Raw genomic sequence first — 24,707 nt, forward strand, 5'->3', positions numbered from 1 at the left:
AAAGGATATGCTCTTGTCAACTCGCTCCCGCCTGGCGGGCTTTCTCACCTTCACTGCGCTCACGGCCTCGTCGATCTCGCCGTCCGTTGCCGCCGATTCCGCGATCAGAATAGGAAACACTGCGCCCTATAGCGGCCCGGCATCCGCCTACGGCACGATCGCACGTGCCGAAGCCGCGTACTTCCAGATGCTCAACGATCAGGGCGGCATCAGCGGCCGCAAGATCGACTTCGAGAGTCTCGACGACGCCTATTCGCCGTCGAAGACCGTCGAGCAGACCCGCAAGCTCGTCGAGCAGGACGAGGTGCTCGCGATCTTCAGCGCGGTCGGCACCGCACCCAACATCTCGGTGCAGAAATATCTCAACATCAAGCACGTGCCCCAGCTGTTCGTGTCCTCGGGCGCGACGCGCTGGAACGATCCGAAGCAGTTCCCGTGGACGGTCGGTTTCAATCCGACCTACGAGCTCGAAGGCCGGCTCTATGCAAAGTACATCCTGAAGACCAAGCCGGACGCGAAGATCGCCGTGATCACGCCGAACGAAGACGCCGGCAAGGACTATCTCAGGGGCTTCAAGGACGGGCTCGGCGAGCATGTCGGCCAGATCGTTGCGGAGACCACGTATCTCACGACCGATCCGACCATCGATTCCCAGATGGTGACGATGCGAGAGTCCGGTGCCGACGTGTTCTTCGCCGAAGCAACGCCGAAATTCGCGGCCCAGGCGCTGCGCAAGGCGGCGAGCATGGGCTGGAAGCCGCTCACGATTCTGCCGACCGTCTCCAACTCCGTCTCTGCGGTGCTTGAGCCGGCGGGGCTCGAGAACGTCATCGGTGTCGTCACCGGGCTCTATCTGAAGGACCCGACCGATCCGCGCTGGGCCGACGATCCGGCGCAGAAGGAGTTCTCGGCCTGGATGAAGAAATATCAGCCGAATGCGAGCCCGGGCGACCTCTTCAACGTGCAGGGCTATACCGTCGCGCAGGTCATGACGGCGGTGCTGAAGAACTGCAACGGCGATTTCAGCCGCGACAACATCATCAAGCAGGCGACCAATCTGAAGGCGCTCGAACTGCCGATGCTGCTGCCGGGCATCAAGGTGCAGACCGAGCCCGACAACGTGACGCCGATCCGCCAGATCCAGATGGCGCGGTTCGACGGCAAGTCCTGGGCGCTGTTCGGTGACGTGTTGAGTGACAAGTAGCTCCAAACGGAAATCGGGCCCCTTGGCAGTGCCAAGAGGCCCGATTCGAAGCCAAATTGAATGTCAGCGTAGGCTGGCGTTGATCTTGTCCAGCACCGCCGAGCCGGGGCACAGCGCCTTCTCGTCCAGCGTGTTGAGCGGCGTCTCGACGGTGTCGAGATGGGTGTGCAGATCCTCGGCGTCGGGATCGACATAAAGCAGCCCGGTGACGATCTGGCCCTTGGCCGCATGCTTCTGCAGGAAGGTCATCGCGCCCAGCCGATCATGCGGATCGTAGTCGGCGTCGAGCTTGCGCAGCGCGAGCCGCGTGCCGTCATGCTGCTCGACCACCTGCACGGTGCCGGGCGCGTAATCGACGCTGATCGGCTCGCGGCCGACCAGCACGTCGAGACGGTTCACCGCGTCGTTGTGCTCGCGGACATAGTCGAAGCTCTTGGTCGACCCGGCGTGGTTGTTGAAGGCGATGCAGGGGCTGATCACGTCGATGAAGGACGCGCCCTTGTGGCGGATCGCAGCGGCAATCAAGGGAACCAATTGCGTCTTGTCGCCGGAGAAGCTGCGCGCGACGAAGGTGGCGCCAAGCTGCAGTGCGATCGCAACCAGGTCGATCGCGTTGTCGGTGTTGGTGACGCCCTTCTTGGACTTCGAGCCGCGGTCGGCGGTGGCCGAGAACTGGCCCTTGGTCAAGCCGTACACGCCGTTGTTCTCGACGATGTAGGTCATGTTGACGGCGCGCCGGATCGAATGCGCGAACTGGCCGAAGCCGATCGAGGCGCTGTCGCCGTCGCCGGAGACGCCGAGATAGATCAGGTCGCGGTTGGCGAGATTGGCGCCGGTCAGGACCGACGGCATGCGGCCATGCACCGAGTTGAAGCCGTGCGAATTGCCGAGGAAATAGTCCGGCGTCTTCGACGAGCAGCCGATGCCGGAAATCTTCGCCACCCGGTGCGGCTCGATCGAGAGCTCGTAGCAGGCTTCGATGATCGAGGCGGTGATCGAATCGTGGCCGCAGCCGGCGCACAGGGTCGAGATCTTCCCCTCGTAGTCGCGATGGGTATAGCCCAGCTCGTTCTTCTTCAGGCCGGGATGATGAAACTTCGGCTTTGCAATGTAGGTCATGACAACACCTGCGCTCCCCGCCACGTCATGGCCGGGCTTGTCCCGGCCATCCACGTCTTGGCCAGGAGAAAGAAAGTCGTGGATGCCCGGGACAAGCCCGGGCATGACGCCGGAGAGATCAGATGATCAATCATGTCACGGCCTTGCGGAGAGGGGTCACCTTGAGATGATCCTGATGGTCGGCGATCGCGTTGGCGATGAAGCGCGCGGTGATCGGCGTGCCGTCGTAGTGCAGGATCGGCACCAGCCGCACCGGGTCGATGCCGTTCTCGTTGACGATCAGCTGACGGAGCTGCGCGTCGCGGTTCTGCTCGACCACGTAGACGAAGTCGTGATCGGCGATGAAGCTCGCGACGCTGGAGTGGAACGGGAAGGCGCGGATGCGCATGCGGTCGAGCTGATGGCCGCGTGCCTCCAAAATCCCGATCGCCTCGTCCATCGCGGGCGAGGTCGAGCCGAAATACAGCACGCCATACTTGGTCGGCTTCGCCGCATTGGCCTGCAGCGGCCGCGGCACCATGTCCTGCGCGGTCTCGAACTTGCGCACCAGGCGCTGCATGTTGTCGGCGTAAACAGCGCCTTCCTCGGAATACCGCGCGTAGCGGTCGCGCGAGGTGCCGCGCGTGAAGTAGGAGCCCTTGGTCGGATGCGTGCCGGGATAGGTGCGATAGGGGATGCCGTCGCCGTCGACGTCGAGATAACGGCCGAAGTCGCGGCCTTCCTCGAGCATCTCCGCCGTCATCACCTTGCCGCGGTCGTATTGCTTGGCGTCGTCCCACTTCAGCGGGCGGCACAGCCGATGATTCATGCCGATGTCGAGATCGAGCATCAGGAAGATCGTGGTCTGCAATCGCTCGGCGAGATCGAAGGCGGCGGCGGCGAACTCGAACGCTTCCGCCGGGTCCTCCGGGAACAGCAGCACGTGCTTGGTGTCGCCATGCGAGGCATAGGCGCAGGCGATCACGTCGCATTGCTGGGTGCGGGTCGGCATGCCGGTCGAGGGGCCGGCGCGCTGGATGTTCATGATCACGGCCGGGATCTCGGCGAAGTACGACAGGCCGATGAACTCGGTCATCAGCGAAATGCCGGGACCGGAGGTCGCGGTGAAGGCCCGCGCGCCGTTCCAGGACGCGCCGATCACGATGCCGATCGAGGCGAGCTCGTCCTCGCCCTGCACGATGGCGTATTTCGCCTTGCCGGTCTCGGGATCGTGACGGTACTTCTGGCAGTGGCTGGTGAAGGCTTCCGCCACCGACGATGATGGCGTGATCGGATACCAGGCGCACACGGTGGCGCCGCCATAGACGGCGCCGAGCGCAGCCGCGCTGTTGCCTTCCACGAAGATGCGGTCGCCGACCTTGTCGGACTTCTTGACCCGGAGCCCGATCGGGCATTTCAGGTTCTGCAGCGCCCAGTCGCGGCCGAGATGCAGCGCATGGACGTTGGAGGAGAGCAGCTTCTCCTTGCCCTTGTACTGCTCGCCGATCAGCTGCTCGACCAGCTTGGGATCGAGGTCGAGCAGCGCGCAGAGCGCGCCGAGATAGATGATGTTCTTGAACAGCTGGCGCTGCCGTGGATCGGTATAGGTCGAGTTGGTGATCGCGGTCAGCGGCACGCCGATGACGGTGATGTCCTCGCGGAATTTCGACGTCGGCATCGGCTTGGTCGAATCGTAGAACAGGTAGCCGCCGGGCTCGATCGAGGCGACGTCCTTGTCCCAGGTCTGCGGGTTCATCGCCACCATCATGTCGACGCCGCCGCGGGCGCCGAGATGGCCGTCCTCGGTGACGCGCACTTCATACCAGGTTGGCAGGCCCTGGATGTTGGACGGGAAGATGTTGCGTGGCGAGACCGGCACGCCGTGACGCAGGATCGAGCGCGCGAATAGTTCGTTGGCGGAGGCCGAGCCCGAACCGTTGACGTTGGCGAAGCGGACGACGAAGTCGTTTACGCTGCTGATCGGGCTTTGGACTGACATGTTGATCCCGCTTGAACCATATCGATGAGGTACTTCTGCATGTCCCAGGCGCCGGTCGGGCAGCGCTCGGCACACAGTCCGCAATGCAGGCAGACGTCTTCGTCTTTCACCATGACGCGGCCGGTCTTCAGGTCACCGGAGACGTAGAGCGCCTGGTCGTGATGCGGCGAGGGGGCCTTCAGGCGCTGCCGCACATCATCCTCTTCACCGTTCTCGGTGAAGGTGATGCAGTCCATCGGACAGATGTCGACGCAGGCGTCGCATTCGATGCAAAGCGGCGCGGAGAACACCGTCTGCACGTCGCAATTCAGGCAGCGCTCCGCCTCGCCGAGCGCGAGCTTGAGATCGTAACCCAACTCGACCTCGGCGCGGATGTCCTTCAGCGCGATGACCTTGTCGCGATGCGGCACCTTGAAGCGCTTGTCGGTGGAGATGTCGTTGTCGTAGCTCCACTCGTGGATGCCCATCTTCTGCGAGGAGATCTGCACCTCGGGCAGCGGACGCTCGTTGATGTCCTCGCCGGACAGCATCCGGTGGATCGACAGCGCGGCGTCATGGCCGTGCGCCACCGCCCAGATGATGTTCTTCGGCCCGAACGCCGCGTCGCCGCCGAAGAACACCTTCGGATTGGTCGAGACGAACGTCTTGGGATCGACCTTCGGCATGTGCCACTTGTCGAATTCGATGCCGCAATCGGCTTCGATCCAGGGAAATGCATTCTCCTGGCCGACCGCAACGAGCACATCGTCGCAGGACACGGTCTCGTCAGGCTCGCCCGAGGGCACCAGATTGCGCCGGCCCTTGGCGTCGTATTCGGCCTTCACCTTCTGGAAGGTGACGCCAATCAGCTTGCCGGCCACATGCTTGAATGCCACCGGCACCATGTAGTTGAGGATCGGGATGTCCTCGTGAAGCGCGTCTTCCTTCTCCCACGGCGAGGCCTTCATTTCCTCGAAGCCGGAGCGGACGATCACCTTGACGCTCTCGCCGCCGAGGCGGCGCGCAGTACGGCAGCAATCCATCGCGGTGTTGCCGCCGCCGAGCACGATGACGCGGCGGCCGATCTTGTCGACATGGCCGAACGACACGTTGGACAGCCACTCGATGCCGATATGGATGTTGGCGGCGGCTTCCTTGCGGCCTGGAATGTCGAGCTCGCGGCCGCGCGGCGCGCCGCTTCCGACAAAGATCGCGTCATAGTTCTCGGAGAGCAGCTGCTTCAGGCTGTCGACGCGCTGGCCGCCCTTGAAATCGACGCCGAGGTTGAGGATGTAGTCCGTCTCCTCGTCGATCACGTTGTCGGGCAGACGGAATTTTGGAATCTGGCTGCGCATCATGCCGCCGGCCTTGGGATCGCCGTCGAACACGGTGCAGTGATAGCCGAGCGGCGCGAGATCGCGCGCCACCGCAAGCGAGGCGGGGCCGCCGCCGACCAGCGCGATGCGCTTGCCGTTCTTCGGCCCCGGCTTCGGCAGGCGATGCTTGATGTCGTCCTTGAAGTCGGCGGCGACGCGCTTCAGGCGGCAGATCGCGACCGGCGTTTCCTCGACCCGGCCGCGGCGGCACGCCGGCTCGCATGGACGGTCACAGGTGCGCCCGAGAATCCCGGGGAACACGTTGGACTGCCAATTGATCATATAGGCGTCGCTGTAACGCCCCTCAGCAATCAACCGGATGTACTCGGGAACGGGGGTGTGTGCGGGGCAAGCCCATTGGCAATCGACTACTTTATGAAAGTAATCCGGCGCCGAGATATCAGTCGGTTTCATTCCTACCTTTGACCCGCGCGAAAAATGCCTACCCGCGCGGCCTTATCGTTGACGACGAACGCTCACGCGGCGTTGTTCTGGTTTTTGAATTGGATCATAGGCTTATCTTATTAGAGCCGTTCCAGAGAAGGCAAAGGCTAAATTGTCCGATCATCAGCTTTCGCGCGGCTGATGCGCGTGTAGCGTTAATCTCGATTGCGTTATGTGGCGGTGCAGCATGATCTGCACCGCCGCGCCGCTCGTGTTTGAGTATGAATCTCCATGCAAACGTTGCGCGTTTGCTTCAGCCGCGCGGAAGATCGCTCTTTGCGACATCCCACAACAGCCGATACACGCCGCTGGTGATGACCTGCGGCTTCAAGGCTGCGTTGCCGGTGATGCTTGCCGCGACTGCGGGGACCGCGCCGACATCGGTGGCGTCGATCAGCACGAACCAGTCGCCGGCACCTGGATCGGCTTTCCCGGCGTCCGTTGTGAGCGGCTTCGACAGTACGGGGTCGTTCTCGAGCAGGTGCATCGAGATGATGCCGTCGCGCGGGGCTGGATCGAGTTGCTCCCGCAATGCAGCGCGGAGTTTGTCCGCCCCCTCGGCCGGCGGGCGCAGGCGGATGATGCCGAGCGCTGCGCCTCGGCCGACGCCGCGGCTGATCGTGATGCGCGCGACCCCGCGGATCATGTTCTTGAAGCGCGCGATGTTGGCCTTCGACCAGTCGGTCTGGTTGGCGAGCGCCGTGCGGTAGGCGGGGCTCTCGAGCACCTCGAAGGTCGCGGTCGAGTAGAGACTGAGATATTTCGGCTTGCCGTCATGGGCGACGTAGCGGCGGGCCTCCAGGAAGCCGTCGATCGCGACTCGTTCTTCCAGATGCTCGCGATCATACCAGCGGTTGAATTCAGCTTCGTGTAAGCTGTCGATATCCATCGAGGTCAGCAGCATGCCTTGTCCGGCGATTGGCATCGAGTGCTCCTTTTTTGCCTGTTTTATCTGCGTAATATCGCCTGATCACCCGCGCCCGGGAAGCCGATTCCGGGGTGCCCGCGACCGTGCCGACCAAGGATTGCCACAATTGCCGCAATCCTGTTCAGCGCGCATTCACGGAAGTAACCTTTCCATCCGTAACGCCAACTCTCGAGAAGAAAAGGGACGACCACTATGACGCGCATTCTGTGGGCATTGATCGTCGGTCTGGTGTCGCTCTCGTCGCTTCCCGTCCATGCGCAGGATCAGGAGAAACGTCTCGCGCTCGTGGTCGGCAACGGTGCCTATCAGGCCGGCGCGTTGCAGACTGCCGCAAACGATGCCGGATTGATCGCGCAGACATTGCAGGCCGCCGGCTTCGACGTGGTCGGTGCGCGCGATCTCGATAGCGAGACGCTGCGCAAATCGTTCCGCGACTTCATCCAGAAGGTGCAGGACGCAGGGCCCAATGCGGTGGCCTTCGTCTATCTCGCCGGTTATGGCGTGCAGCTGACCGGCGAGAACTACTTCGTGCCTGTGGACGCCAAGATCGCCCGCGACATCGACGTGCCGGTCGAGGCGATCCGCCTCTCCGACTACAGCCATCAGCTCTCGGCACTGCCGATCAAGGCCGGCGTCATCGTGCTCGATGCGGCGCGCAGCAATCCCTTCGCCAAGGACGGCCAGCCGCTGGCCGGCGGCCTTGCGCTGGTCGATCCCGATCCGAAGCTGCTGATCGCCTTCAATTCCGCGCCCGGCACCGTCGCCCCTGACGGTGCGCCGCCTTACGGGCCGTACGCTCAGGCATTGGCGGAAATGATTCGCGCCGGCGGCCTGACCCTGCCCGAGGTGTTCGACCGCGTTCGCCTGCGCGTCAACGAGATGACCAAGGGCGCCGAGATCCCGTGGAATGCCCAGAAGGTCGACGCGCCCTTCATGTTCTTCGAGCGCAAGCCGGATGCGCCGCCGCAGCAGGTCGATGCCGGACTGCGCACCAAGCCGATCCGCGATTTCCCGGCGCACGACGCCTATGCCGCGGCGCTGGAGCGCGACACGCTGCAGGGCTACGAGGATTATCTGCAGGCCTATCCGACCGATCCGCTGGCCGGGCGCGTGCGCGCGATCGTGGCGGCGCGGCGCGAGGCCATCACCTGGCGGCGCACCTACAGCGCCGACACGCCTGATGCGTATTGGTCGTATCTGCACCGTTATCCGCGCGGGCCGCATTCATATGACGCCCGGCGCCGGCTCGCCTATCTGTCGGCCGCGCTGGAGCCGCCGCCGCAATTCGCGGCGATCGACTACGACGTGCCGCCGCCGCCGCCCGACGAGATCGTCTATGTCGATCGCCCGGTGCTGTACTACAGCGATCCGGTGTTCGCCTTCGCGCCGCCTCCGCCGCCGCCGATCTTCTTCCTGCCGCCGCCGCCGCCGGACTTCGTCGTGCTGCCGCCGCCGCCGCCGCCGATCGGCCTGTTCGTGCTGCCGACGCCGTTCTTCGTGGCGATGCCGGCCTATGTCGCCGCACCGGCCTATGTCGTGCCGCCGCAGAACAACATCGTGTTCAACAACATCCACAACACGACTGTCATCAACACGGTGATCAACAATCCCAACCCGACGCCGGCGCAGCTCCATGCGGCCGGGGTGACGGCGGCAATGGGCGGCGCACCGGTCACGGCGGCACCGCAGCTGCCGGCCGCGGCGATGCAACGCGCCAATCTGACGCCGGCCGGCGCCACGCCGGCACAAGGCGCGGCCATGGGAGCGCCGGGCGCTGCGCCGAACGCAGCCGCCGCGCCGAACGCGATGGGTGCGCCGGGTGCGCACACTTTGCCGGGCGCCAAGAATGGACCGCCGCTGCCGCAGTCGGCGACCGCGCCGGCCAACCCGACACAGCAGCATGGCGCTGTGCAGCCGGGCGCCGTCCAACCTAGCGCCGTCCAACCTGGCGCCGCGCAGCCTGGTGCCGCGCAGCCCGGGGCAAAGCCGAACGCGTTGACGCCAGGCAAGCCGGCGACAGCCATGGCGCCTGCCAACGCGCAGCCGGCTCCCCCGGCCAAGCCCGGCGCTGCCCCCGCGACCAACGCGCCGGCCGCGCCCGCGACCGCCGGCAAGCCGGGCGCGCAACCGCTCTCGCATGCCGCGACCGCGCCGACCGCAAACGTGAAGCCCGCAACGGCGCCGTCGCCGGCGAGCCGCACGCCGCCGGCACGGCAGACGCCGGCTGCGCGTTCGGCACCCGCGCATGCCGCGGTGTCGCCGGCACCGGTCTCGCGGCCTGCGCCGGCGCGGGCCGCAGCTCCGCCCCGCGCGGCTCCCCCGCCGCCCCGCGCCGCAGCCGTTGCGCCGCATCCGGCACCGGCTCCGCGTGCCGCGCCGCCGCCGCCGCCACGGCCGGCTGTGCAGGCGCAGCGCGCAGCACCGCCGCCGCCTCGGCCTGCACCGCCGCCAAGGCCCGCAGCAGCACCCCGGGCCGCGCCGGCATGCCCTCCCGGCAAATGCAAACACTGAGGGCATGACATCATGAACCGGGCAGGTCAGCCTTCATGAGCATCACGGCCACACTCGGATCGCGGACGTCAGCGAAATTGATGATCGGTACGATCGCGGGGCTGGTGGCGTTCCACCAGCCGGCGCGGGCGGCCGAACTCGCGGCGCAGGACATCGCGCTGCTCGACCGCCTGACCTGGGGCGTCAGCGCCTCGAGCGCGGCGCATCTGCGCGAGGTCGGCACCGAACGCTGGTTGCAGGAGCAGCTGCATCCGGCCAACACTGCATTGCCGGCCGCCGTCCAAAAGCAGATCGAGGCGATGCCGGACGTGCATCGCTTCCCGTTCGACATTGCCGCCTCGTTCGACCAGCAGGGCAAATCCGCCAACCAGGTCGCCGATCCGGAGCAGAAGAAGGCGGCGCAACAGGTCTATCAGCAGGCCATGAACGACCGCGCCAGGCAGGCCGCGGCCCGCACCATCCTGCACGCGCTTTACGCGCCGGACCAATTGCGCGAACGCCTGACCTGGTTCTGGTTCAACCACTTCAATGTCCACCAGTACAAGGCCAACATCCGCGTGCTGGTCGGCGACTACGAGGATCGCGCGATCCGCGCCAACGCGCTCGGCAAATTCCGCAACCTGCTGTCGGCGACGCTGCATCATCCCGTGATGCTGCGTTATCTCGACAATGCCGACAACGCCGCCGGCCATCTCAACGAGAACTACGCCCGCGAGATCATGGAGCTGCACACCATGGGCGTCGGCTCCGGCTACACCCAGGCCGATGTCGAGGCGCTGGCGCGGATCCTCACCGGCGTCGGCATCGACTTCAGGCCGGAGGACCCGAAGCTGAAGCCCGAGCAGCAATCGCAGCTGGTCCGCGAGGGCGCCTTCGAGTTCAATCCGGCGCGCCACGATTTCGGCGACAAGACGTTCCTTGGCCACCAGATCAAGGGTCGCGGTCTCGCCGAGGTCGACGAGGCCCTCGACATCCTCTGCCGTCATCCCGCGACCGCCGCGCACATCGCAAAGCAGCTTGCGACCTATTTCGTGTCGGACAATCCGCCGGCCGCGCTGGTGCAGCAGATGGCGCAGACCTTCCAGAAGACCGACGGCGATATCGCGGCCGTGATGTCGACGCTGGTTCATGCGCCGGAATTCGCAGCCAGTTTGAAGGGCGGCGCCAAGTTCAAGGACCCGATGCTCTACGTGATGTCGTCGGTGCGGCTCGCCTACGACAGCAAGGTCGTCCTCAATACGCTGCCGATCCAGGGCTGGCTCAATCGCCTCTCCGAGGGCCTGTTCAATCACGAGACGCCCGACGGCTATTCGATGCTGTCGGCGGCCTGGAACGGCCCCGGGCAGATGATGCTGCGGTTCGAGATCGCGCGCGCGATCGGCTCGGGATCGGCCGGGCTGTTCAAGCCGAACGAGCCCAACGCCGTCGACCAGCCGGCGTTTCCGCTGGTCATGAACGGGCTCTATTTCAGCAACATCAGGCAGACGCTGAGCCCGACCACGCTCGCCGCGCTCGACCAGGCCGTCTCGCCGCAGGACTGGAATACGCTGTTTCTGTCGTCGCCCGAGTTCATGCACTGAAAGGGAGGTTCGGCAATGAACCGCCGTGAACTGATCAAGGCCTTCGCCGCTTCCGCTTCGCTCACCCTTGCCGGCCGGGTCTGGGCGGCGCCCGCGACCGACGCGCGGCTGCTCGTGGTGTTCCTGCGCGGCGCCTACGATGCTGCCAATGTGGTGGTGCCCGTCGGCAGCGAGTTCTACTACGCCTCGCGCCCGACGCTTGCGGTCGCGCGGCCCGACGCCGGCAATCCGAATGCGGCGCTGGCGCTCGACGCCGGATGGGGGCTGCATCCAAGCTTGCGCGATTCGATCTATCCGCTGTGGGCCAAGCGCGAGATTGCGTTCGTCCCGTTTGCCGGCACCAGCGATGACCTCTCGCGCAGCCATTTCGAGACCCAGGACACGATCGAGCTCGGGCAGGCGGTCGGCGGCAGCCGCGACTACCGCTCCGGCTTCATGAGCCGGCTCGCGACCGAATTGACACGGGTGAAGCCGATCTCCTTCACCGACCAATTGCCGCTGATCTTCCGCGGCCAGAACCAGATCCCGAACATCGGCATCGCCAGCGTCAGCAAGCCGGGTGTCGACGACCGGCAGGCGCGGTTGATCCGGGAGATGTATGCGAAGGGCGATCTCGCCAATTCGGTGTCGGAAGGCTTTCGGGTCCGCGACGACGTCTACAAATCGGTCTCCGAGGAGATGATGGCGGCCAATCGCGGCGCCGTGTCGCCGCGCGGCTTCGAGCTGTCGGCGCGGCGGATCGGCCGGCTGATGCGCGAGCAGTTCAACCTCGGCTTCGTCGACGTCGGCGGCTGGGACACCCACGTCAACCAGGGTGCGGCGACCGGCTATCTCGCCGACCGTCTCGGCGAACTCGGCAGGGGCCTCGCCGGCTTCTCCGAGGAGATCGGTCCTGCGATGTGGCGCGACACCGTCGTGGTCGTGATCTCCGAATTCGGCCGCACCTTCCGCGAGAACGGCGACCGCGGCACCGATCATGGCCATGGCAGCGTCTACTGGGTGATGGGCGGCGGCATCAACGGCGGACGCATGGCCGGCGAGCAGGTCCAGGTCGCGCAGGCGACGCTGTTCCAGAACCGCGATTTTCCTGTTCTGACCGACTACAAGGCGTTCTTCGCCGGCCTGATCCAGCACGTCTACGGCCTGCAGCAGGCAAGCCTCGAGCGCATCTTCACCGGCATCAAGCCGAAGGACCTGAACCTGGTTTGAAGGGCCACTGCTAAAATATCGAAAACAACCCCATGCAAAGTAGCCGGTTGCCGGTGTTCGACCCGGCAACTTGACACGTCGGGCAACTCAACGGTATTATTCTATTATTCAGAAATCGTGCACGGCGGCCGCATGGCCGGGGCGAACGGGTCCAGGTCGCGCGGGCGACGCTGTCTCTGACCGCGTTCTTCGCCGGTCTGATCCAGCAAGCGGCGGTGCCATCTTCGCCTCGCCCCGCTTGCGGGGAGAGGCCGGAACGCATCGTCAGATGCGTTCCGGGTGAGGGGGAGCTTCCACGAGTTCAATTATTGCTGTCTTTGCGGAGACAGCCCCTCACCCCAACCCTCTCCCCGTAAGAACGGGGCGAGGGAGCGCAATCCCACTGCGGTTGCTTGTGGACTCAATCTCACGTCGCCTTCGCCGCCAGATCCGCGATCGCCTTCATCACCGCGTTGCGGATGCCGGGATCGTAGAGGATGTGGCCGGCGCCATCGATGATGCGGACCTCGCTGCCCGGCCAGCGCGCGGCGAGCGCGTGCGATGTCGCGGGCGGGCACAGCAGGTCGTAGCGGCCCTGCACCAGGATGCCGGGAATGCCGGCGAGCTTGCCGGCTTCGCTCATCAACTGGTTCGGCCGCATGAAGCAATCGTTGGCGAAGTAATGCGCCTCCATGAACGGCGTCGAGGGCAGGGCGCCCGCTGTCTTGAGATCGAGCCGCGTCTGCTTCGGCGTGTGCTCCGACAGCGTGCGTTCTGTGTCGTGCCAGGCGCGTGCGGCCGGCGCATGCACGGCGGCATCGGGATCGAGGATGCGGCGATAATAGGCCGCAAGCGGGGTTGCGCGCTCGTTCTCGGGCAGGAAGTTGAGAAAATCCTCGGAGAGGCCGGGATAGAAGCGCGGCAGGGCACGCAGGAACACGTCTTCGAGCTCTTCGCGGGTGCCGAGAAACGTCGCACGCAGCACCAGCCCGCTGACCCGCTCGGAGTGGGCTTGCGCGTAGGCCAGCGCCAGCGTCGCGCCCCAGGAGCCGCCGACTACCATCCAGCGCGCGAAGCCGAAGCGTTCGCGGATCTTTTCCATGTCGGCGATCAGATGCTGCGTCGTGTTGTTGTCGCGGCTGCCCTTCGGCCGGCTGCGGCCGCAACCGCGCTGGTCGAACAGCACGGCGTGAAAGCGCTCGGGATCGAACAGCCGGCGATGATCGGGCTGGCAGCCGCTGCCCGGGCCGCCATGCAGATAGACCGCAGCGATGCCGCCTTCGCGTCCGACGCTCTCGACATGGAGCTCGTGGCCGTCGCCGACATCGAGCCATTCCGATGTCAGGGGAGCAAACGGATCGGCGCGCCGTGCAGCCTTGCCGGCGTCGGCGTCAGGCGCCATGAGGTTTGTCCTGGTGTTCGTCCGCCTCCAGCGTGCCGCCGGCGAAGTTGCGGTAGAGGAAGCGGTTCTGCGTGCCGGCGGATTCCCGCTCGGCCTGCTTGAAGATCTCTTCATGCCGCGGCGACAGCGCACAGGCCGGATCGGTGTTGCCGGCATCGCCGGTCAGCGCAAAGGCCTGGCAGCGGCAGCCGCCGTAGTCGACCTCGCGGAATTCGCAGCTCTTGCACGGCTCCGGCATCCAGCCGGTGCCGCGATAGCGGTTGAAGGCTTCCGAGTTCTGCCAGATCCAGGCGATCGAATGGTTCGAGCGCACCGACTCGAATTCGAGCCCGGTGATGCTTTCGGCGGCGTGGCACGGCAGCACCTTGCCGGCCGGCGAGATGTTGAAGAACTGGCGGCCCCAGCCGCCCATGCATTTCTTCGGCCGCAGCGCGTAGTAATCCGGCACCACATAGTCGATCGCAAGCGTGCCCTTCAGGCGCATTTGCGCTTCCTCGACGATGCGGCTGGTTTCCTCGATCTGCTCGATCGTCGGCATCAGCGCGGCGCGGTTCTTCAGTGCCCAGCCGTAATACTGCACGTTGGCGACTTCGAGCCGGTCGGCGTCGAGGTCGACCGCCATCTGGATGATGTCGGACAGCTGATGCAGGTTCTGGCGATGCATCACCGCATTCACCGTGAGCGGCATGTCGAGCTCGCGCGTCCATTTCGCGACTTCGAGCTTCTTGCGATGCGCATCCTTCAGGCCGGCAACGCGATCGGCAACCATGGGTTCGTTGCCCTGGAAGCTGATCTGCACATGGCTGAGGCCAGCATCGGCCAGCGCCGACAGCTTGTCCCTGGTCAGCAGCACGGCCGAGGTGATCAGGTTGGAATAGAGCCCGACATCGGTCGCGTGCTGCACCAGCTCGACGATATCCTTGCGCGCGGTGGGCTCGCCGCCGGAGAAATGAACTTGCAGCACGCCGAGCTCGGCAAGCTCGCCCAGCACCTTCTTCCATTCGTCTGACGTGAGCTCGGTCGAGCCGCGGTCGAGCTCGACCGGGTTCGAGCAATACGGACATTGCAACGGACAGCGGTGGGTGATCTCGAGCAGCACCGCGAGCGGGATGCCGTAAGTCTCAGCCGCCGAGCGCGTCTGCTCGAGCACCGCGAGCCCGTCGGTCGGGCCTGCTGTCGTTGTCTTGTTACCGGCGAGCGTGTCGCTCATGCTGTGCTCTCGCGCGCTTCGGTGAGAAAGCCCTTGTCGGCCAGATCCTGCAACATCGCGATCACGTCGGTCGCGATCGCCTCGCGTGGCGCGGCGTATTTTTCGGCGAGCTGGTCCACCATCTGGGCGACGCTGCGCACGCCGTCGCAGAGCTGCAGCACCTCGACCGCGATTTCATCGGGCGCCAGCACGCGCTCCGGCGCCAGGATCACCCAGACCTGCCGCGTTTCGTCGAACTTCAGCCTGGTATGGCGCGGCAGTTTCGGCCGGCTGGTCTCGCTGACGCTGATATTGCGGCTTGCCATTTTACTCTCTAGCTCGTCTTCGGCACGAAGGCGCCGGGCGGGATCTGGCCATCGACATAGGCGTGATAAAGCGCGTCGAGCTGTACCCACAGCACGTTGGTCTTGAAGATCAGCGCGTTGCAGACCGCCTCGCGCTCGGCGGGCGTCCTGGCATGCTGCTTGACGTAGTCGAGCGCGAAGCCGGCGTCGCGCGGCGCCTGGGTCAGGCGGCGGCTGAAATAGCTCATGATGTCGGGGTTGACGAAGTCGTAATGCTTCAGCATCCCCGAGATGCGCTCCTCGTGCAGATTCGGCGCGAACAATTCGGTGAGCGAGGAGGCGATCGCCTCCAGCGGCGTGCGGTCGCGGCAGAAATGCACATAGGCTTCCACGGCAAAGCGCGTCGCCGGCAGAATGCCTTCGGTGGACTCGACATAGGCGGTGTCGAGGCCGAGGCCTTCGGTCAGCTTCAGCCAGCGCTCGATGCCGCCCTCGTTGCCGAGATCGCCGTCATGATCCTCGATGCGATGGCGCCATTCGATCCGTGTGTTGCGGTCGCGGAAGCGCGAGATCACCATCGCGTCCTTCAGCGGGATGGTGCTCTGGTAATAATAGCGGTTCAGCGCCCAGGCCTGCACCTGGCCCTTGTTGAGCTTGCCGCCGTGCAGCAGGCGGTGGAACGGATGCAGGCTGTGATAGCGCGTCGCGCCGATCGTGCGCAGCACGGATTCCATCGCCTCGGCACTGTCGAGCGTAATGCCCTTGCCGATCGAAAGCGCAGTCATTCCAGAGGTAGGCACGGCATTCACAGCACGATCTCCGTTCCGTCGGAGGGAATCTGCCAGCCCGCCTGTTCGGCCGCCTTGCGTTCGGCCGAGGTCCCAAGCAGCGCCGGGTTGGAGTTGTTGATATGCAAAAACACTTTTCGTCCGATGTCGAGCCCGGCGAGGCTTGCGATCGCGCCTTGATCGCCTGACATCGCGATATGTCCCATGCCCTGGCCGGTCTTGTTGCCGAGGCCCGCTGCGATCAGCTCGTCGTCGCGCCACACCGTGCCGTCGAAGAACACCAGCGGCGCGCCCCTGAGCCGGGACTTCAGGTCGTCGGTCACCCGGGCGCAGGCGGCCAGGAAGTAGAAGTATTTGCCGCTGCGCTTGTCCGCAATACGCAGGCCCAGCGTATCGCCGACGCCGTCGGCACCCGCCGGATGCGCCTTGCCCTCGAGATACCAGGCGCCCTTGCCGGGAACCTCGAACGGCAGCACCTCGAGCCCGGACGGCGATCCGTCGGGCAGGGCCGGCTCGAAGGCCTGGTCGACCGCGATCGGCCGGCGGGCGACGTTCTTTTCGCTCAGCACGTTGAAGATGCTGTTCGCGCGCAGGATCGCCAGCACCCGCTCATGGGCGTAGATCGCGAACGGCGAGCCTTCGCGCATCGACAACAGCCCGGCGACGGCATCGATCTCGCTATTGGTGAGGATGACGCCCGCGATCGGGCTGTGGCGCAGGGCGCCGTGCTTCGGATGCAGCTGCGGCGTCGCGATCAGCTGCTGACGCAGATCCGGGGAGGCGTTGACCAGGAACCAGTGCGCGCCATCGCCGCTGACGGCAATCGAGGCCTGCGTGCTCTGCAATTCGGGATGGTCGCTACGCGCCGTCCTGCAGACGGCACATCCGCAGTTCCACTGCGGAACGCCGCCACCCGCCGCGGCACCCAGGACGACGACACGAAGCATGATCCGTCCCCTGGAGACGTTTAACTCGGAGCCAAAAATCCGGCCCAGAAACGTTACGAGGTGGACCCCGGCTTTGGAACGCACCCCCAATGCTCGGGAGCGCGTTACGCCCGGATGTCCACCTGCGCTAAAACGCTAAACGTGTATAGGGCGCTGCCGCTTACTTGCGGGTGGCGCACATATACATGTTGATTTCCATGCCGACCGACACTTCGACGATCTTCGGTGCTTTCCAGGCCATTAGGCTCTCCTTGTTGCAACCGGACGAACTTTCCGCCCTGCAAGTTAAAGTACTGCGGTTCGGAAAGTTCGCCACTTAAATTTTTTGCAAGCTGCCCTGCGGAGGTGCATGCTGCACTGCGGGAAGCAAATCCGACGCACTCACAAATTTGTGCGCGCATTTCTGGTCAAAACCCGGTGGGATCAGACCTTTTTCCTGTTGTTCGCCACACGCTGAATGGTGATCTTGGACTAAGAGACGGGGACCACGCGGTCCTCCAAAGGTCCTGATGACGATTCTGTGCTTCCCGGTGACGGGAGCCGACTAACCGAGCCGAGTTCAGCCGATGCCACGCTATTTCTTCAATACCCGTATCGGCGACGAGCTGATCTCCGACCCCGACGGCGAAATCCTCCGCGACCCGGATCGCGCGTGGGAAATGGCGCGGGCGATGATTCGCGAACTGCTGAAGACCGAGGGGGCCGACGGTGCGCTGCTCAGCGCGGTGATCGAGGTGACCGACGACGAGGGCGAGATCGTGCTGGAGTTTCCTTTCACCGAGGCGATTCTCGATCGCCCGGACCACTCGATGACTAGGCACTGAGCGACACCGACACAGAGGCACACCGACCCGGTCGCGCGGCCACAACCATGCGTTGGCCGATGTCCGCATGTTTCCGATTGCAATTGTCCGGACAAATTCGCAAGACTATGAACGGAAAGCCTGATAGCGCCGGTCGACCTCAATGGCGCAATGAACAAACGGCTTCCACCCAGGGGAGATCATCATGAAAAAACACTCGTTCGCACCGCGCAGCCTGCTGCTCGCGGGGGCCATGCTGGGAGCGTTCACGCTCTCCGCTGCGGCGCAACAGCCGGCGGCCGCGCCCGCCGCAGGTGCTGCACCGGCCGCCCAGCCGCTGCCGCCGGGCTCGCCCATGATCGGGCGTCCGGACAATGAAGCCGCCGCCAAGCTCGCGCCGGTGGCGCCCCCGCCGATTCCGGCCGCGCCGGACAAGCTGCCGCTCGCCAAGCTCAAGGTGCCGGCCGGCTTCAATGTCGAGGTCTATGCCGCCGGCATGGCCAATGCGCGTTCGCTGGCGCTCGGCGACAAGGGCACCGTGTTCGTCGGCAGCCGGCTCGTCGACAAGGTCTATGCGATCGTCAACAAGGACGGCAAACGTTCGGTCAAGGTGATCGCCTCCGGCCTCTACCGTCCGAACGGCGTCGCCTTCAAGGACGGCACGCTCTACATCGCCGAACTGTCGCAGGTCTCCAAGATCGACAAGATCGAGGACAATCTCGACAACCCGCCGAAGCCGACCGTGATCTACGACAAGCTGCCGAAGGACGAGGCGCATGGCTGGAAGTTCATCGCCATCGGTCCCGACAACAAGCTCTATGTCCCGGTCGGCCAGCCCGGCAACAACGTGCTGCACGATGCCGACCACGGCCAGATCCGCCGCATGAATCTCGACGGCTCCGGCGCCGAGGTCTACGCGCTCGGCGTGCGCAATTCGGTCGGCTTCGACTGGAATCCCGAGACCAAGCAGATGTACTTCACCGACAACGGCCGCGACTGGCTGTCGGAGACGGTGCCGGAAGACGAGCTCAACCGCGTCACCAAGGCAGGCGAGGATTTCGGCGCGCCGTTCTGCTACCAGGGCAACATCATCGACCAGGAGCTCGGCTGGGGCAAGAACTGCAAGGACTACACGCCGCCGGTCGGCCTGATGGGTCCGCACACCGCCTCGCTCGGCATGCGCTTCTACACCGGAAGCATGTTCCCGAAGACCTACAAGAACGCGATCTTCGTCGCGCGCCACGGCTCCTGGAACAAGTCGCAGAAGCAGGGCGGTGACGTCGTCGTCGTCAAGCTGAACAAGGACGGCACCGTGAAGTCGGTCGAGCCGTTCATGACCGGCTTCCTCGAGGACAACAAGTATGTCGGCCGTCCGGTCGACGTGATGCTGCTGAAGGATGGCTCGCTGCTCGTCTCCGACGACTGGAATGGCGCGGTCTATCGCATCAGCTACGGCAAGCCGAAGGTCGCCAACCAGTAAGCATCAATCGTCGTCATTGCGAGCGAAGCGAAGCAATCCATACCGCCACTTGCGGCGACGTGGATTGCCTCGTCGCTCCAGCGCAAAATTGCTTCGCAATTTTGTCGCGAGCATCCTCGCAATGACGGAACATGCCCGGAGCGGCCAATGCACAAAACCATCATCGCCACCCTGGCACTTGCCTCGATCGCATTTTCCGCAAACGCCGAGACCATCCAGGAACGCACGGTCGCGTGCTTTGCCTGCCATGGCGAGCATGGCACGTCGGAAACCGAGAACACGCCCTCGCTCGGCGGCCAGCAGGCGCCCTATGCGCTGATCCAGCTGTTCATGTTCCGGGAGAAGCTCAGGGTATTCGACCCGATGAACGAGATGGCGAAGCCGATGACCGACGACGATCTGCGCACCTTCTCGGATTTCATCGCCACCTTGCCGAAGCCTGCGCCGCCGGCGGAGGCCGGCGATCCGGCGCGGATGGCGCGCGGCCAGGCGCTGGTGCAACAGAACCGCTGCAACACCTGCCACAACACCGATTTTTCCGGCAAGGACAACGTCCCCCGCATCGCCAACCAGCGCGAGGATTACCTCGCCAAGACGCTGGCCGAATACAAGGACAACAGCCGCCACGGCTACGACGCCACCATGGCGGATGTGATGCAGACGGTCACCAAGGAGCAGATCGGCGACCTTGCCTATTACATCGCGCATGTCCGCTGAAACATCGGGCGGCGGACGTCTGGTCTTGGCCTTCGTGCGGCGCTAAAACGCGTCCGTCACACGGAGTGTCTCATGCAGGATCTTTGGCGTCTGTCGGCGGCTGAGCTCGCCAGCCTCATCAAATCGAAGAAGGTATCGGCGAAGGAGGCGGCCGAGGCCGGGCTCGCCCGGCTCGACGCCGTCAACCCCAAGATCAACGCGGTGGTCGATCACCGGCCGGACGACGTGCTGGCGCAGGCAGCCAAGATCGATGCGGCAATTGCGCGCGGTGAGGCCGTCGGACCTCTTGCCGGCGTGCCTGTTACGATCAAGGTCAATGTCGACCAGGAGGGCTACGCCACCACCAACGGGCTGAAGGCGCAGCGCGACCTCATCGCCAAGGTCGACAATCCGGTGGTCGCCAATCTGCGCAAGGCCGGCGCGGTGCTGCTCGGCCGCACCAATTGTCCGGCGGTGTCCTATCGCTGGTTCACCACCAATCTCATCCACGGCGACACCAAGAACCCGCGCGATGGCGGCATCACGCCGGGCGGCTCGTCGGGCGGCGCGGGCTCCGCGGTCGCGGCCGGCATCGGTCACATTGCGCACGGCACCGATATCGCGGGCTCGGTCCGCTATCCGGCCTATGCCTGCGGCGTGCACGGCCTGCGGCCGAGCATGGGCCGCATTCCCGCCTTCAACGCGGCCTTGCCGGAGCGCCCGATCGGCCCGCAGATCAGCGCGGTGTCGGGCCCGCTGGCGCGCACCGTCAACGATCTGCGCATTTCGCTCGCGGCGATGTCGGCGCCCGACTATCGCGATCCCTGGTACGCGCCGGTGCCGCTCGAGGGACCGCCGCGCGAGAAGCGCGTTGCGATGTGCCTCAATCCCGATGGCCTCAACCCGGTGCCGGAGGTGGTCGCCGCGGTGGCCGATGCCGGCAGGCGATTGCGAGAGGCAGGCTGGATCGTCGAGGAGATCGCCGACACGCCGTCCTTGCGCGAGGCGGCCGAGATCCAGACCCGGCTCTGGCTCGGCGACGGCTATGAAGCCCAGCTTGCGTTCGCGGAACGCGAGGGCGATCCCGGCGCGCTGGCCTGCCTGCGCGGCGTCCGCGCCAGGGTGCATCCGTTCGACCTGTCGCAGGCGCTGACCCGCCGCGCGACCTTGACGCGCGAATGGTTTGCCTTCCTCGACAAATATCCGGTGCTGCTGATGCCGGTCTCCGGCGAACTGCCGTTCCCCGATCATCTCGACCGCAAGGACGAGGCGTCGTTCGCGCGGGTGTGGCACGCGCAGCTGCCGCAGATCGCGATCCCCTTCATGGGGCTTCCCGGGCTGGTCGTCTCCACAGGCCTCGTGGGGCGGATTCCGGTCGGCGTGCAACTGGTGGCCGGGCGCTATCGCGAGGACCTTTGTCTGGCCGCAGGCGAGGCGGTCGAGGCCGGCGGCACGCCGTCGTCGCCGATCGATCCGGTGATTTGAGATGGCAACGGTCTATGATTTCACCGCAAAGTCGCTCACCGGCGACGAGGTGCCGCTGCAGCGGTTCGAGGGACAGGTGCTGCTGATCGTGAACACCGCGAGCGCCTGCGGGTTCACGCCGCAATACAAGGGCCTGCAGGAGCTGCACGCCGGTCTCTCGTCGCGCGGCTTTGCCGTGCTCGGCTTTCCCTGCAACCAGTTCGGTGCGCAGGAGCCGGGCGATGCGAAGCAGATCGCTTCGTTCTGCGAGACCAACTACGCCGTGACGTTTCCGATGTTCGCCAAGATCGACGTCAATGGCTCAGGTGCGCATCCATTGTACGAGCACCTGAAACGTGAGAAGTCGGGGCTGCTCGGGCCGGCGATCAAATGGAACTTCACCAAGTTCCTGGTCGATCGCGCCGGCAAGGTCGTGGCGCGGCATGCGCCGACCGCCCGGCCCGAAGGATTGAAGAAGGAAATCGAGGCGCTGCTATGAGCGACGACACCAATGACCAATTCCCTGACCGCCTCTCGGTCGATCCGAACAGCCCGTACTACAACGCGGAGATTCTTTCGCGCGACGTCGGCATCCGCTTCAAGGGTGCCGAGAAGACCAATGTCGAGGAGTACTGCATCAGCGAAGGCTGGGTGCGGGTCACCGCCGGCAACGCCAAGGACCGCTACGGCAATCCGCTGACCATCAAGGTGCACGGACCGGTCGAGCCGTATTTCCGGGATAAGGCGAAGTCCTGATCGCGCGCATGGAGGACCGTCATGGCCGGGCTTGTCCCGGCCATCCACGTCTTGGGCGCCACCGAAAGAAAGACGTGGATGCCCGGGACAAGCCCGGGCATGACGGGAAGTTAAGCACTCACGCGTCAAAGGATTGAGCACCATGTCCGTCCGCATCGTCGACGTCCGCGAAATTACAAAGCCGATCTCCTCGCCGATCCGCAACGCCTATATCGACTTCACCAAGATGACCACGAGCCTAGTTGCGGTGGTCACCGATGTGGTGCGCGACGGCAGGCGGGTGGTCGGCTACGGCTTCAATTCCAACGGCCGTTACGGGCAGGGCGGGCTGATCCGCGAGCGCTTTGCGCCGCGTCTGCTCGATGCCGACCCGAAATCGCTGCTCGATACCTCCGGCGCCAACCTCGATCCCGACAAGGTCTGGTCGACGCTGATGTCGAACGAGAAGCCGGGCGGCCATGGCGAGCGTTCGGTTGCGGTCGGCACCATCGACATGGCGGTGTGGGACGCGGTGGCGAAGATCGCGGGCAAGCCGCTGTTCCGGCTGCTTGCCGAGCGTCACGGGCTATCAGCCAATCCGCGCGTGTTCGTCTATGCCGCCGGCGGCTACTACTATCCGGGCAAGGACCTCGGGAGCTTACGCAAGGAGATGCGCGGCTATCTCGACCGCGGCTACAATGTCGTGAAGATGAAGATCGGCGGCGCACCGCTCGCCGAGGACCGCGAGCGCATCGAGGCGGTGCTGAAGGAGATCGGCCGCGATGCGCAGCTTGCGGTCGACGCCAATGGCCGCTTCGATCTGGAGACCGCGATCGCCTACGCCAAGATGCTGCGGGAGTATCCGCTGTTCTGGTACGAGGAGGCCGGCGATCCACTCGATTACGCATTGCAGGCGGCGCTGGCCGAGTTCTATCCGGGCCCGATGGCGACCGGCGAGAACCTGTTCAGCCACCAGGATGCGCGGAACCTGATCCGCTACGGCGGCATGCGGCCGGACCGCGACTGGCTGCAATTCGACTGCGCGCTGTCCTACGGGCTCTGCGAGTACCAGCGCACGCTCGCGGTGCTGAAGACCCACGGCTGGTCGCCGAGCCGCTGCATCCCGCATGGTGGCCACCAGATGTCGCTCAACATCGCGGCCGGCCTCGGCCTCGGCGGCAATGAAAGCTATCCCGACCTGTTCCAGCCCTATGGCGGCTTCCCGGACGGCGTGCGCGTCGAGGGCGGCCACATCGTCATGCCCGACCTTCCCGGCATCGGCTTCGAGGGCAAGTCCGACCTCTATGCGGAAATGAAGGCGCTGGCGGCGTAGCCGGTGCCAATCCGGCCAGCCCGGTCGGCGCGAGTCCGCTTGCAAACAAAAATGAGCGTCGCTCAATATAATATTGAACGTTGCTCACGTTCCAGTATACTCATGCTGGAGAGACGCCCCTTTCCGGGTCATTGGGGGGAGGCGCGGAATCGTGAGGATAGCCGCATGCCGTATTCAGCGAAGAATCTCCGGGACGCCGCCGATGCCGGCGTAATCAGCGCGGCTGATCTGGACCGGCTGCTCGCCTTCCTGGCAAGCCATGAGGGGCAGGGCGCGGCGGGTGACGCCAGCCCGCCGGCGAGGTTCGATGCTGCGCACGTGCTCTGGTACGCCGGCGCGCTGATCGTGATCGGCGCCATGGGCCTGTTCTCGACCCTGGCGTTCACCCAGATGGGCGGACGGGCCCTCACAGCCTGCGCGATCGCCTACGCCACCGCATTCGCCGTGGCCGGTCACCATCTCTGGTACGGCAAGGATCTGCGGGTTCCCGGCGGCTTGCTGATCGCGATCGCGGTCTCGATGGCGCCGCTTGCGGTCTACGGCGTCCAGGATGAACTCGGCTGGTGGGGCAAGTTCGGCAAGCCCGGAACCGTGCAGGACTTCTACGTCTGGGTGAAGGGCAGCTGGATCTTCATGGAGATCGCGACCGTTGTCGCCGGCCTCGTCGCGCTGCGCTATTTCCGCTTCGCCTTCATCGTCGCGATCATCGCGTTCGCGCTGTGGTTCATGTCGATGGATCTGGCGCCATGGTTCAGCGGCACGAATTATGCCGACTTCGAGACGCGGCGCCGGGTGTCGGTGTGGTTCGGATTGGCCGTCCTCGCGGTGGCCTGGATCGTCGACTATCGCAGCCGCAATGGTGACTTTGCGTTCTGGCTGCATCTGTTCGGCCTGATGGCGTTCTGGGGCGGCATTACCGCGTCCGAAGGGTCGACCGAACTCTCGAAAGCGGTCTATTGCCTGCTCAACGTCGGTCTCGTCGCGATTGCGGTGATCCTGGCGCGGCGCGCCTATGCGGTGTTCGGCGCGTTCGGCATCTGCCTCTATCTCGGACATCTCGCCGACGTCGTCTTCAAGGACTCGCTGTGGTTTCCGTTCTCGCTGTCGCTGATCGGAATTGCCGTGATCGCCGCAGGCCTGCTCTACCATCGCAACGAGCGCGCGATCGCCGCCTGGCTCGCCGCGCATCTGCCGGCGGGGCTGCGGCCGCGGTCTGCAATGGCGTGAGGCCCGCGACAAGCCCGGGCCTCATGACGGC

22 protein-coding genes are annotated in these 24,707 nt (G+C 65.1%); 12 read left to right on the top strand and 10 right to left on the bottom strand.

Features of this window, described 5'->3' with window-relative positions; all coding sequences use genetic code 11:
* Window positions 1–7 precede the first annotated feature (7 nt).
* On the top strand, window positions 8–1,204 hold the full coding sequence (locus tag ACE10Z_RS12240) for an ABC transporter substrate-binding protein (RefSeq protein ID WP_375788142.1): 1,197 nt from the start codon (window positions 8–10) through the stop codon (window positions 1,202–1,204).
* 63 nt (window positions 1,205–1,267) lie between these two features.
* Here ACE10Z_RS12240 and ACE10Z_RS12245 read toward each other — a convergent pair whose 3' ends face one another.
* From ACE10Z_RS12245 to ACE10Z_RS12260, 4 genes are all read right to left on the bottom strand, one after another.
* Window positions 1,268–2,323, bottom strand: coding sequence for a 2-oxoacid:ferredoxin oxidoreductase subunit beta (locus ACE10Z_RS12245; RefSeq protein WP_375788143.1), 1,056 nt, complete (start codon window positions 2,321–2,323; stop codon window positions 1,268–1,270).
* Between the two features lie 130 nt (window positions 2,324–2,453).
* The gene (locus tag ACE10Z_RS12250) at window positions 2,454–4,301 is read right to left on the bottom strand and encodes a 2-oxoacid:acceptor oxidoreductase subunit alpha (RefSeq protein ID WP_375788144.1); all 1,848 of its coding nucleotides are present in this window, start codon (window positions 4,299–4,301) and stop codon (window positions 2,454–2,456) included.
* Complete coding sequence (locus ACE10Z_RS12255) at window positions 4,271–6,070, bottom strand: FAD-dependent oxidoreductase (protein ID WP_375788145.1); 1,800 nt, start codon at window positions 6,068–6,070, stop codon at window positions 4,271–4,273. Before ACE10Z_RS12255 ends, ACE10Z_RS12250 begins: the two co-directional genes overlap by 31 nt.
* Before the next feature lie 283 nt (window positions 6,071–6,353).
* Window positions 6,354–7,025, bottom strand: coding sequence for a hypothetical protein (locus ACE10Z_RS12260; protein WP_375788146.1), 672 nt, complete (start codon window positions 7,023–7,025; stop codon window positions 6,354–6,356).
* A gap of 195 nt (window positions 7,026–7,220) precedes the next feature.
* Between ACE10Z_RS12260 and ACE10Z_RS12265 the strand changes: the two genes are divergently transcribed.
* Genes ACE10Z_RS12265 through ACE10Z_RS12275 form a run of 3 tightly spaced genes read left to right on the top strand, consistent with a single transcriptional unit; the run spans window position 7,221 to window position 12,328 of the window.
* Window positions 7,221–9,539, top strand: coding sequence for a caspase family protein (locus tag ACE10Z_RS12265; RefSeq protein ID WP_375788147.1), 2,319 nt, complete (start codon window positions 7,221–7,223; stop codon window positions 9,537–9,539).
* Window positions 9,540–9,574: 35 nt separating this feature from the next.
* Window positions 9,575–11,119: a DUF1800 domain-containing protein gene (locus ACE10Z_RS12270; protein WP_375788148.1), complete on the top strand. Its 1,545-nt coding sequence runs from the start codon at window positions 9,575–9,577 to the stop codon at window positions 11,117–11,119.
* 15 nt (window positions 11,120–11,134) lie between these two features.
* Complete coding sequence (locus tag ACE10Z_RS12275; protein ID WP_375788149.1) at window positions 11,135–12,328, top strand: DUF1501 domain-containing protein; 1,194 nt, start codon at window positions 11,135–11,137, stop codon at window positions 12,326–12,328.
* Window positions 12,329–12,734: 406 nt separating this feature from the next.
* Here ACE10Z_RS12275 and pip read toward each other — a convergent pair whose 3' ends face one another.
* The 6 genes from pip to pqqA all read right to left on the bottom strand — a co-directional run bounded on the left by pip (window position 12,735) and on the right by pqqA (window position 17,179).
* Window positions 12,735–13,709 (bottom strand): prolyl aminopeptidase, encoded by a 975-nt coding sequence (gene pip / locus ACE10Z_RS12280; RefSeq protein WP_375788150.1) that lies wholly within the window; start codon window positions 13,707–13,709, stop codon window positions 12,735–12,737.
* Window positions 13,699–14,919 (bottom strand): pyrroloquinoline quinone biosynthesis protein PqqE, encoded by a 1,221-nt coding sequence (pqqE, locus tag ACE10Z_RS12285; RefSeq protein WP_375788151.1) that lies wholly within the window; start codon window positions 14,917–14,919, stop codon window positions 13,699–13,701. The genes pip and pqqE overlap by 11 nt, the downstream gene beginning before the upstream one ends.
* A complete protein-coding gene (gene pqqD, locus ACE10Z_RS12290; protein WP_173638120.1) occupies window positions 14,916–15,224 on the bottom strand; it encodes a pyrroloquinoline quinone biosynthesis peptide chaperone PqqD in 309 nt (102 codons plus the stop codon). Before pqqD ends, pqqE begins: the two co-directional genes overlap by 4 nt.
* Before the next feature lie 8 nt (window positions 15,225–15,232).
* Entirely contained in the window at window positions 15,233–15,988 is a 756-nt protein-coding gene (gene pqqC, locus ACE10Z_RS12295; protein WP_375788152.1) for a pyrroloquinoline-quinone synthase PqqC, read from the bottom strand.
* Between the two features lie 20 nt (window positions 15,989–16,008).
* Window positions 16,009–16,938 carry a pyrroloquinoline quinone biosynthesis protein PqqB gene (gene pqqB, locus ACE10Z_RS12300; protein ID WP_375788154.1) on the bottom strand — a complete coding sequence of 310 codons (930 nt, stop codon included), beginning with the start codon at window positions 16,936–16,938 and terminating at the stop codon, window positions 16,009–16,011.
* A gap of 160 nt (window positions 16,939–17,098) precedes the next feature.
* Entirely contained in the window at window positions 17,099–17,179 is an 81-nt protein-coding gene (pqqA, locus tag ACE10Z_RS12305; RefSeq protein ID WP_035635412.1) for a pyrroloquinoline quinone precursor peptide PqqA, read from the bottom strand.
* Window positions 17,180–17,504: 325 nt separating this feature from the next.
* Here pqqA and ACE10Z_RS12310 point away from each other — a divergent pair, with 325 nt between their 5' ends.
* From ACE10Z_RS12310 to ACE10Z_RS12345, 8 genes are all read left to right on the top strand, one after another.
* Window positions 17,505–17,762, top strand: coding sequence for a DUF6894 family protein (locus ACE10Z_RS12310; RefSeq protein ID WP_021080047.1), 258 nt, complete (start codon window positions 17,505–17,507; stop codon window positions 17,760–17,762).
* Between the two features lie 184 nt (window positions 17,763–17,946).
* A complete protein-coding gene (locus tag ACE10Z_RS12315) occupies window positions 17,947–19,221 on the top strand; it encodes a PQQ-dependent sugar dehydrogenase (RefSeq protein ID WP_375788155.1) in 1,275 nt (424 codons plus the stop codon).
* Window positions 19,222–19,368: 147 nt separating this feature from the next.
* Entirely contained in the window at window positions 19,369–19,938 is a 570-nt protein-coding gene (locus ACE10Z_RS12320) for a c-type cytochrome (protein ID WP_375788156.1), read from the top strand.
* Between the two features lie 72 nt (window positions 19,939–20,010).
* Window positions 20,011–21,402, top strand: a complete 1,392-nt coding sequence (locus ACE10Z_RS12325) for an amidase family protein (RefSeq protein ID WP_375788157.1) — start codon at window positions 20,011–20,013, stop codon at window positions 21,400–21,402.
* 1 nt (window position 21,403) lies between these two features.
* A complete protein-coding gene (locus tag ACE10Z_RS12330; protein WP_375788158.1) occupies window positions 21,404–21,880 on the top strand; it encodes a glutathione peroxidase in 477 nt (158 codons plus the stop codon).
* Window positions 21,877–22,137, top strand: coding sequence for a DUF3297 family protein (locus tag ACE10Z_RS12335; RefSeq protein WP_092116110.1), 261 nt, complete (start codon window positions 21,877–21,879; stop codon window positions 22,135–22,137). Before ACE10Z_RS12330 ends, ACE10Z_RS12335 begins: the two co-directional genes overlap by 4 nt.
* Window positions 22,138–22,279: 142 nt before the next feature.
* Complete coding sequence (locus ACE10Z_RS12340; protein ID WP_375788159.1) at window positions 22,280–23,449, top strand: mandelate racemase/muconate lactonizing enzyme family protein; 1,170 nt, start codon at window positions 22,280–22,282, stop codon at window positions 23,447–23,449.
* A gap of 165 nt (window positions 23,450–23,614) precedes the next feature.
* On the top strand, window positions 23,615–24,676 hold the full coding sequence (locus tag ACE10Z_RS12345; RefSeq protein WP_375788160.1) for a hypothetical protein: 1,062 nt from the start codon (window positions 23,615–23,617) through the stop codon (window positions 24,674–24,676).
* The last annotated feature ends 31 nt before the right edge of the window (window positions 24,677–24,707 follow it).

Source organism: Bradyrhizobium sp. Pha-3, from assembly GCF_042258615.1.
Taxonomy (GTDB): domain Bacteria; phylum Pseudomonadota; class Alphaproteobacteria; order Rhizobiales; family Xanthobacteraceae; genus Bradyrhizobium.